Origin of the sequence: Streptomyces misionensis (assembly GCF_007896895.1) — a bacterium.
Lineage (GTDB): Bacteria > Actinomycetota > Actinomycetes > Streptomycetales > Streptomycetaceae > Streptomyces > Streptomyces misionensis_A.
This window is the reverse complement of sequence record NZ_VOGW01000042.1, coordinates 1-10,445: the sequence shown is the minus strand read 5'-3', so window position 1 is coordinate 10,445 and position 10,445 is coordinate 1. Positions and strand designations below refer to the sequence as shown.

The window sequence follows — 10,445 nt, the reverse complement described above, 5'->3', positions numbered from 1 at the left end:
GCCCACCCAGCCGGACCGGACCGACCCGAACCCGGACCCGGACCCGAATCCGCGCTCGGACCCCGACCCGCGCCCGAGTCCGCGTCCGCGCGGGCGCGGACGGCGCCCCGCCGACGAGGTCCGTGCCGACGTCCTCGAGACCGTCGGACGGCTGATGCTGAGCGAGGGAATGGCCGACCTGACGTTCGAACGGGTCGCCAAGGCCGCCGGTGTCAGCAAGACCACCTTGTACAAGTGGTGGCAGTCACTGGGCGCCCTCGCCCTCGACGGGTACTTCCACGCCGTACACACCACCCTGTCCTTCGCCGACACCGGCGACGTCCGCGAGGACCTGCGCGACCAGCTCCACCACCACCGCCGGGTCATGGCCGGCCCCGGGGGCCACGCCCTGCTCGAACTCATCGGCGCCGCCCAGACCGATCCCGACCTCGCACGCGCCTACCGCGCCCTGTACTCCTCGGGCCGACGCGAGCTGGCCTACCAGCGCCTGACCCGCGCCAAGGAGCAGGGCCAGATCCGCGAGAACGTCGATGTGCGGGTCCTGGTCGACCAGCTCTGGGGGGCCGTCTACCACCGCAGCCTGATCCCCGACGAGCCCGTCACACCGGAGTTCATCGACGCCCTCGTCGACAACCTCTTCGACGGCATCCGCCCCCCGGAGCGGAAACCGTAGCCCGTACCGCCCAGCCAGGGGCGCTGCCGTCGATCCCTGGGCAACCCGGCTGCGCCGCTTCATGGGGCGGTGTGGCTCGCGAGCCCCTCGGGACTACGAGCCCCCGCCCAAGTGGCAGCAGGAGGAGCGCTCGAAGTAGCGGGCGACATCGAGCCAGGTGGCGTGGGGAGGACCGGGAGTGCCCGCCGGGCTGAGGCCGGGCAGGTCTTGCCAGCGGTGGGGGACGCCGTCGCGCAGCACCACGGAGGTGTGCACGAGGGTGCCGAAGTCATGGAAGGGATCGCCGTCGACCACCGTCAGATCCGCGAGCTTGCCGGCCTCCACCGTGCCGAGGTCCCGGTCCACACCGAAGAGGCGAGCCGGAACGGTGGTGACGGTGTGCAAGGCCTCGGCCGCGGTGAAACCGTGCCCGTGCAGGGCGCGCAACGCCAGATGGAGGGAGAGACCCACGGGCACCAAGGGCGAGTCCGTGCCCAGGGCGAGTACGGCGCCGTGTGCGGCCAGTTGCCGGTAGTCGGACATCTCCGAGGCGAGGGCGTCCCGTTGCTGTCGGGTGGGCGGGGTCGCGGCGCGGTCGCGGACGGCGGCGGCGTCCCAGGGCGGCATCAGGGTGCTCACCCGCGGGTCGTCGGCCAGGGTCCGGTCGGCGCCCAGCAGGCACTGCGCCGTGAACGGCGTGCCGATCAGCGCGAAGGCCCCGTCCGCGTAGTGCTCGACCAGATCCTGGTGAACACGGCCGAGCGGCGTGGTGGCGTGGCCGTACGGCAGCCGCTGGGTGGCCTGCAGATGCGTGGTCAGGTCCTGGCCGGCGGCCCGGCCGGGGAAGCACAGGTGACTGCCGCACGGAACGCCCAGCCGGTGCGCGGCCTGCGCGGCCAGCGCCATGGTCCTGCCCGGCGCGCGGACGTAGGTCTTGACGAAGTCGACGTCCAGGGCGGCGGCCCGCCGCAGCGTGGCCCGAACGCCCGCCTCGGTGCGGTGCGCGCGTCCCATGCCGTACGCGGTGCGGGCGCCGTCGATCAGTTCGGCGCACGCCAGCGACCTGGGGCCGAGTCCGTACCCGGTGGCGGCCGACTCGCGCAGCCGGACCGTCTCGTACAGCGGGCCACCCATGCAGGCGGTGGTCGTGACGCCGTAGGCGAGAAAGGTCAGGTTCTGCCGGGCTCCGTAGGTGGCGGTGTAGGGGTGGGTGTGGCTGTCGAACAGGCCGGGCAGCACCGTCTGTCCGGAGGCGTCCAAGGCGCGGTGGCCCGGCCTGCGGGCACGGTGCGGCTCGACGCCGGTGATCCGGTCGCCGCGGATCAGGACGTCCATGTCCTGGCGCGGCGGGCTGCCGGTGGCGTCCCACAGCTGGCCGGCGTGGACGCGCAGCGGCTCCCGCGCGTGGGGCGCCCGCCGACCGGTCAGCCGGACCGGGAGCGTGCGCAGGGGGCCCGGGGAATGCGCGGCGTCCAGGGAGAGCAGCCGCAGCTTGCCGCAGGAGAGATAGAGGAGGGTGCGGGAGTCGCCGGCCCAGCTCGGGTGGTCGGCCGGTTCGTCGGTGAGCCGGCGGGCCGGGCCCGTGGGCGTGCCGTCGGCGGCGACGGGCAGCAGCCACAGCACGGACTCGGCGACGAACACCATCCAGCGGCCGTCGGGGGACCACAGGGGCCCGGCGGCGACCCGGTCCGACAGCGACTGGTGGTCGGCGGGCAGCCGACGTCGCTCGGTCCCGGTGCGCACGTCCACGATCCGGATGAGGTTGTAGCCCTCGCGGAACCGGTGGTTGAGCCGGTTGCGATCACAGAATGCCAGGTGGCGACCGTCCGAGGACCAGGTGGGTGCCCCGGGCGGTCCGTCGGCCGCAAGCGGGCGGGCCGTCACCCGCTCCTCGCCGGTGGCCAGGTCGCGTACCAGCACGTTCCCGGTGACGTCCTGGCAGGCCAGCAGCGAGCCGTCCGGAGACAGCGCCGGGTACAGCCGTCCGCCGCCGGTGACCTGCTCGTCGTGCGAGTCGGCCAGGCGCAGTCGGCGCACGGCACTCAGGCCGTCGCGGTCGGTGCAGTACAGCAGGCTGCGGCCGTCCGGCGCCCAGGCCGGCATCTGCAGGTGGTGCACGTCGGCGGCCTGCACCAGCCGGCGCGGGTCGCCCGTCCGCCCGGTGCCGGAGACCGGGACCAGCCACAGGGCGTTGAGCGCGACGAACGCCACGCTGCGGCCGTCCGGTGCCAGCGTCGGCCGGTGGAGGCCACGTACGGGAGCGGGAACGGCCGGGTCGGGGATTCGCCGCGCGGCCCGGCGCGGCGGCCGGGGCACGGGCATCCGCGCGGTGAACGGGATCTCCTCGACGTCCGCGGCGCCCCGGGCATCGACCCCGCGGATGCGGATGCGGCCGTCCGCCACGTAGAGCAGCCGGTCCTCGTCCAGCCAGCAGGGCGGGGCCGCCGCCGGGTCCTCGCCCGCCGCGATCACCCGGTCGTCCACCATCAGCGTCGCCGTGGCGGCCGGCAGCGACGGCGAGCCGCTCGTGCCCGTCAGCCGGAGATAGGCGATCCGGCCGGCGGGGGAGACGGCCGGGCACAGCAGCCGGCCCTCGGTGACCGTGCGCAGCACCTGCGCCGGCCCGCCCGCCGCCGGGACGCGCACCAGGGACAGGCCGCCGTCGTTGCCGCCGTCCTCGGTGTGAGCGGCGCGCACGCACACCAGCGACCGCCCGTCCGGGAACCACGCCGGGTCGTAGTCCTCGTGGGCGCCGCCGGTCAGCCGGGTCGTCCGGCCGCTGCCCAGGTCCTGTGTCCACAGGCCGAAGGCGCCGCCGGCCACGGGATCCCCGCCGCGCTCGGAGGAGAACGCCAGCCGCGTGCCGTCCGGTGACCAGGCCACGTCCCGGTCGTCCCAGGGACCGCTGGTGAGCGGGCGCAGCCCGCCGCCGTCCGGCCGCAGCGTCCACAGGTGGAAGCCGCCGCCCCGGTACCCGCACACGGCCACGGTCCGTCCGTCCGGGGAGAGCGCGGGCCGGGTCGCCTCCAGCTCCCAGCGGGTCAGCCGCACCGCGTCGCCACCCGTGCGCGGGATCCGCCACACAACTCCCTGCACCTCGGCGATCAGGAACGCCCCGCCGGGCCGCGCGGTGACCGATCCACCGGTCATCTCGCGATACGTCAGCACGCGCCGCGCCGCGGCGGTTCGCACCCGCAGTGGGGAAGCCGCGGCGGCGCCCGCGGCGGACGCCTCCAGGAAGCGCCGCCGGCTGAAGAACCCCTGACCTGTGTCCATGCCGTGTTCCTCTCGACGCGAGCGCCCGGGCGGTCCCGCGCGGCAGTACCCGCATGTCCCGGGGACCGGGCTCCCTGGTCAACCGGCGCCGACGCCTCGGGTCACGGTCCGCACGAGTGACGTCGTTCCCGATTCTCCGAGGCCTCTCACTGGAGGCGGCTGCGCGGACCGGTTTTCCGGTCGTATCCACGCCTCGGCGACCTCGCCCGCTGCCGGGCGGGGGAACGGGCGAGGGGCGGCCGCAGAGTGCGGCCGCCCCTCTCACCGTGCGAGCAGGGTCACGGCTTGGGCGTGGCGTGCGGGGTGCAGGTGACGTCGGAGCCGTCGAGCCTGCCGTCGATCAGGTAGGCGTCGACGCGCTGGTTGATGCAGGGGTTCTCCAGGCTGGTCACGCCGTGGGAGCCCGCGTCCTTCTCGGTGATCAGGCGGGAGCCGGCGAAGCGCTTGTGCAGCTCGACCGCGCCCTCATAGGGGGTCGCGGCGTCGCGGGTCGACTGCACGATCAGGACCCGCGGCAGACCCTTGTGGGTGGTGACGTCGACCGGGTTCTGCTGCTTGACCGGCCAGGTGGCGCAGGGCAGGTTCATCCAGGCGTTGGCCCAGGTCATGAACGGGTAGTCCTGGTTGAGCCGGCTGTTGTCCCGGTCCCACGTGCGCCAGCTGGTGGGCCATTTGGCGTCGGTGCACTCGACGGCCGTGTAGACGGCGTTGGAGTTCTCCGAGGCGATGTTGCCCGCGGTGTCCGACAGGTCGGGGGCGGCCGCGTCGACCAGGGCCTGGGTGTCACCGGCGACGTACCGGCTGAAGACGGTGGCCACCGGCACCCACGAGGAGTCGTAGTAAGGCGCGCTCTGGAAGAAGGAGATCAGCTCGGCCGGGCCGACGACCCCGCCGATGGGGCTCTTCTTGGCGGTGGCGCGCAGCTGGAGCCACTTGTCCTGGACGGCGGCGCGCGTGGTGCCGAGATGGAAGGCGGCGTCGTTTGCGGCGACCCAGTCCTCCCAGTCCTTCCAGCGGCCCTCGAAGGCGACGTCCTGGTTCAGGTTCGCCTGGTACCAGATGTTGTCCCGGGCCGGGTTGGTCACGCTGTCCACGATCATGCGGCGCAGGTGGCCCGGGAAGAGGGTGCCGTAGACGGCGCCGAGGTAGGTGCCGTAGGAGACGCCGAGGTAGTTGAGCTTCTGCTCGCCGAGCGCGGCGCGGATGACGTCCAGGTCGCGGGCGGTGTTCGGCGTGGTCATCTGCTCGAGCATGGTGCGGCCGGTGCGGTCCAGGCAGCCGTCGGCGTACTCGCGGGCCAGCTTGCGCTGGGCGAGCTTGTCCGCCTCGGTGTCCGGGACCGGGTCCGCCTTCGGCGCCTGCACGAACTGCTGCGGGTCCGCGCAGGAGATGGGCGCCGAGTGGCCGACGCCGCGCGGGTCGAAGCCGACGAAGTCGTAGGCCTTGGCGACGTTCGCCCAGACCGGCTTCTTGCCGGTCACACGGGTCGGGAAGCGCAGCCCGGAGCCGCCGGGGCCGCCCGGGTTGTAGACGAGCGCGCCCTGGCGCTCGGCCGGGGTGCCGGTGCTGGCGACGCGGTCGACGGCGAGCTTGATCTGCTTGCCGTCCGGGTGGGTGTAGTCGACGGGCACGCTGACCCAGCCGCACTGGATGGGCTTGGCCAGCCCCCAGTCGGCCGGGCAGTCCTGCCAGTCGATGCCGGCCTTTGCGGCGCGGGCGGCGGCGATCTCCGCGCCCTTCGCCGCGCGGTCCTGGGCCGGCCGCCCCGCGGCGCCGGCCGCGGGTGCCGAGACGACACTCGCGATCATGCTCGCGGTGACGAGCGCTCCGGCCGAACCGAGCGCCAGCAGGCGGCTCTTCGGTCTGTTCTCCCTCACGTGAGCCCCTCCCCGGGCATCGCTGCCGAATGGTCAGGCGGGGATCCTCTCGGCTGTGCGAGGGCTGTGAACAGAGCCTGACAACCATCTTTATCAATCCGATAAACGGGTGATCATGTCCCGTTGAGCGGAACGAAGCCTGTCCAGGTGATCCGCAGGGCCCTGCGCCGCCACGTCGGGCCGTGGGCGTGGGCGCGGCGCGTCGGGGGCGAGAGTGCGCGCCGGGGCGGCGGGACCGTCCGGCGTTCCGCGGCGGCAGGCCGGCTCTGGCCCACGCGGCAGGCCCCGCTCCCCGTACGGCCCGCGACCCGCAGGGTGAGCCGCCCGGGCTTCCCGAGCGGGGCCGCGTACCCGCTGCTCGCGCAGCAGCGGGTGGGCGCTTGCGAGAGCCCGGGACGGCCGTCCGGGAGGGCACACAGGACTCGGTGTCAACCGTGCTCACACGGCGGCTGGTAGGCGACCCCCGGGAGGTAAGTGCGCCACTGCTTCTCCGTGATGGTCGGGTGCGCCCGTGACGAGCATGCCAGAGCTGCCGCGTCCGCCACGTCCGGTCGCCAGAGCTGGGCGGTGTGGTCGGCACTGCCGGTGAGCAGCAGTCGTTCGTCCGGACTGAAGGCCACCGCGTTGACGGCGCCGAGGTGGCCGGTCAGCACGTGCCGCGCGCGGGGGGTGCGCGGGTCGGTCACGTCCCACAGGCGCGACGTACGGTCGTTGCTGCCCGACAGGAGGAGCCGTCCGTCGGGGCTGAAGGCCACGGAGGTGACCACGTCGGCGTGTCCCGTAAGGGTCTTCAGCGACACCGGATGCCGTGGGTCGGTGATGTTCCACAGCCGGATCGTCCGGTCGTCGCTGCCGGAGGCCAGCGTGCGGCCGTCCGGGCTGATCGCGACGGCGTCGACGAAGTCGCGGTGGCCCGTCAGCACACCGAGGGGGCGGGGGCGCCGGCCGTCGGTGACGTCCCACAGCCGCACCGTACGGTCGTCGCTGCCCGAGGCGAGCAGCCGGCCGTCGGGGCTGAAGGCCACCGGCTTGACGTTGAGCCGGTGGCCGGTGAGGGCCGACAGCAGCCGGGCCCGGGAGGGCTCGGTGACGTTCCACAGCCGCACGGTGTGGTCGTAGCTGCCGGAGGCGAGCAGCCGACCGTCGGGGCTGAAGGCCACCGAGAACACGATGTCGCGGTGCCCGGTCAGGGTCCGCACCAGCACCGGGCGGCGTCGATCGCCGACGTCCCACAGCCGGACCGTGCGGTCGCGTCCCGCGGTGGCCACGAGACGTCCGTCCGGGCTGAAGGCGACACCGGTTGCGACGTCCGGGCTGTGCATGACACCGGGCCCGGGGACCGGGCGGAGCGGATCGGTGATGTTCCACAGCCGCACCGTGTGGTCGAAGCTGCCGGTGGCCACCCATCGGCCGTTCGGCCCGAACGCGACCGAGCTGATGGCCTGGGTGTGCCCCTGCTGCCCCCCGCCGTTCGGCAGCGCCACCGCCATGGTGCTCATGAGCGCGTCCTGCTGCGCCGCCCCCGGCACCAGCCGCAGCGCTGCCAGGCTGAGCTGCGCCGCCAGCGCGGGCCGGGCCGCCCGCAGCGCCACCGCCTGGGCCGACGACTCCTGGGCGAGCGCCATGTCGCGCTGCCGGGTGAGCTGTTGCTGGGCCCGCACCGCCACGCCGACCGCGCCGACCGCGGCCACCAGCAGTACGGCGAGCAGCGCGGCAAGTTGCCGCATACGGCGACTCCGGCGCTGTCCTCGCGCCGCCTCGACGGCCGCGGCCTCGACACTCGCCTGCAAGAACGCCCGCTCACGGCGGCTCGGACACAGAGGGGCATTCCGGGCCATGGAGAGCGCCGCACCCCGGTACAGGGCGCCGGCGTCCCGGTCCAGCGACTCCCACAGGTCGGCCGCCTCGGTCAGCCGCCGCTGGATGCGCAGCGCTTCCCGGTCCCGGGTGAGCCACTGGTGCAGCCGGGGCCAGCAGCGGATCAGGGCCTCGTGGGTCAGTTCGATCCGGTCCTGGTCCAGCAGGAGCAGCCGCGCGGCCGCCGCGCGCTCGAGGACGACGCGGACGTCGGGCGTGTCGTCGAGTTCGGCCCTCGTCATCCGACGCCGGGTGTCCTCGGTGCCCTCCCCGAGCGCGGTCAGCCGGGTGAAGACCTGCCTGGCCACGTCGCGCTGCGCCGTGGTGAGCCCCTCATAGAAGGTCTCGGCGGTACGGGCCAGGGCACCCTCCAGCCCGCCGGTGGCCCGGAAGCCGTCCAGGGTCAGGGCGTTGCCGCGCCGGCGGCGCCAGGTTTCCAGCAGGGCGTGCGACAGCAGAGGCAGGACGCCTGGCCTGCCGTGGGCCTGGGCGGTCAGTGTGGCGAGCAGCGCTCCCTCGACGGTGAGCCCGGACCGTACGGCGGGCTGGACGATCGCGCTGCGCAGTTCATCCAGGCTCATCGGTCCCACCGGGACCTGGGCGTCGTGCAACGCCCGCGCCAGGTCCGGGTGGCGGACGCAGTGGGCGTAGAAGTCGGCGCGGACCGCCAGGACGACCCGGCAGCGGCTGTTCGGCGCCCGTGCGGCGGTCACCAGCGCACTGATGAAAGCGGCGTCCTCCGCGGTGCCCTGGGTGAAGGTCTCCTCGAACTGGTCCACGACGAGGACGATGTCGTTCTCGGGCGGCTCCGCGGCAAGTGCCTGGCGCAGCGCGCGGTGCAGGTTCGCGGGATCGGCCCGCAATTCCTCGTACCACCGCCCCGGGGTGCCGCCCGCGATCGCCGCGATGTGGATCGCGCACTCCTCCACGGGACGCGGTCCGGGGGTGAACACCACCGTCCGCTGCCGCAGTGCCGGTACCAGGCCGGCCCGCAGGAGCGACGACTTCCCGGATCCCGACGCACCGATCACCACCACGAACCGCTGCTCCCGCAGCCGCCGCAGCACCTGGGCCACCAGCCGTTCGCGGCCGAAGAACCACTCCGCGTCCTGCGTCCGGAACGCCGCCAGCCCCGCGTAGGGGGCTCGTTGCCCGGGCTCCACGGCAGGCTGCCGCGGCACGTCCATGTCGGCTGCCGTCTCCTGCCAGATCCGCTCCCACTCCAGCGGGTCCCCGCCACAGGCGCACACGTAGGCGAGAGTCACAGCAAGCGTCGGAAGCCGCCGCCCGGCCGCCGCCTCTGAAAGCGTCGAGACCGAGTAATGGGCGTGTTCGGCCATCTGCCGGTATGCCGGGCTGCCTGCCTGGTGGCGCAGTTTCCGCAGCCTCGCGGCAAAGCGCAGCAACGGACTGTCTCCCACTTCCAGCGGACGCTCGCCACGCGGCATGTCCGCACCTCCCCCCGGGTGTGCTGTGAGATCGCATTTTTCGGGATCTGTTTGTTCGCCACCACACCTTCGAAGCCGAACAACCCGCACGGGCTAGACATGTCCAGGGGCTGACACAGGCCGTCCACGAAGAGACCGCATGAGCCGAAGCCGCGGGCGCCGGCAGCCGGTGGGTGATCACACGCGCCGGACGCGACGTCACACCAAGAGGTCTCTTCGACATCCGGAAAGCCAAGGAGAAGATGTGAACGACCACACCGCCACGCCGCCGCGGGCCCGGTGGATCCTTGCGTTCGACGCCTCGTGCGCGACGTGCCGGCAGATCGCCGCCACCGTGCGGCACGCAGGTGACGGGAAACTCGAAGTGCTGCCGCTGACCCACACCGAGGTACAGCAGTGGCGTACGGCCCGGCTGGGCGAGGGAGCGCCGCCCGCCCCCACGCTGATCAGGGCCACCGGTGGCGAGGTGCGCCTGTGGACCGGGGCGGCCATGGCGCTCCCGCTCGTCCGGCACCTCGGCGTTCGTTCGACGACCGCCGTGCTGCGCGGCATGGGCCGGCTCCGGCAGGAGAGCCGGCGCCCCCTGCCGGCACCCGGGCACGGCAACGCCATCGGGCGGTCGCAGTTCCTGCGGCTGGGGACCGGCGCGGCGGTGGCGGCCGGGATCGTCCTCCTCGGCAGGACACCGGCGTTCGCGGAAGACTCCTGCAAGACCGCGCTGGCCTGGGCGCAGCGCAACAAGAGCAATCTGCCGCAGCGCTACAGCGACCTGGTGGCCTATCCGCTCGTCTACCGGCGCGCCATCTACAGCGAACTGTCCGCGAAGGCCCGCAGCCGGATGTGGCTCGAACACCTGGAGCACTACCGCGCCACCCACCCCGGCATGACACCGAACCAACGGGCCGTCTACGACCAGGCCGTCGCCTGGGCCTCCTCACCGAACCACTTCGCCGACGACAACAGGACGGCGGCCACGACCGATCTGAAGCGGCTCAGCAGGTCCGCCTCCGAGGCGTTCGGCCCGGACGGCCGCAGCGCACTGCTGGGCACACTCGGGCCGGCTGAAGCAGCCGAGGACACGGCGCGTCCCGCGGGCGGCGCCTGCACCTGCACGGACGAGGACGACCAGTGCACGAACGCCACCCACTGCCAGTACGGCCAAGGCGGCTGCCAGATGTACCGCGGCTGCGGATCCTTCTGGCAGTACGTGTGCAACGGGCTCTGCATCAACTAGCCCTCGTCCGAGCCGCCTCGGACGGTGGCCGCACAGCCGATCCCTGATCGCGACGACTGTGCCGGGATCACCGAAACCGTCCGAGCGCCGGACACCGGAAG

Annotated in this window: 5 protein-coding genes; 2 read left to right on the top strand and 3 right to left on the bottom strand. The window is 73.4% G+C overall.

What is annotated here, in order from left to right; all coding sequences use genetic code 11:
* The coding region (locus FRZ03_RS07705) for a TetR/AcrR family transcriptional regulator (RefSeq protein WP_261398679.1) at positions 1–673 on the top strand (673 nt) is incomplete at its 5' end.
* Positions 674–766: 93 nt separating this feature from the next.
* Here FRZ03_RS07705 and FRZ03_RS07700 read toward each other — a convergent pair.
* The 3 genes from FRZ03_RS07700 to FRZ03_RS07690 form a co-directional block, all read right to left on the bottom strand.
* Positions 767–3,928, bottom strand: coding sequence for an amidohydrolase family protein (locus FRZ03_RS07700; RefSeq protein WP_146464405.1), 3,162 nt, complete (start codon positions 3,926–3,928; stop codon positions 767–769).
* Positions 3,929–4,206: 278 nt separating this feature from the next.
* A complete protein-coding gene (locus FRZ03_RS07695; RefSeq protein ID WP_186785299.1) occupies positions 4,207–5,805 on the bottom strand; it encodes an alpha/beta hydrolase in 1,599 nt (532 codons plus the stop codon).
* A gap of 428 nt (positions 5,806–6,233) precedes the next feature.
* On the bottom strand, positions 6,234–8,927 hold the full coding sequence (locus FRZ03_RS07690; protein WP_222443345.1) for a WD40 repeat domain-containing protein: 2,694 nt from the start codon (positions 8,925–8,927) through the stop codon (positions 6,234–6,236).
* 427 nt (positions 8,928–9,354) lie between these two features.
* On the opposite strand from FRZ03_RS07690, the gene FRZ03_RS07685 reads away from it, so the two are divergent.
* Positions 9,355–10,344, top strand: coding sequence for a bacteriocin fulvocin C-related protein (locus tag FRZ03_RS07685; RefSeq protein ID WP_146464403.1), 990 nt, complete (start codon positions 9,355–9,357; stop codon positions 10,342–10,344).
* Positions 10,345–10,445 lie beyond the last annotated feature (101 nt).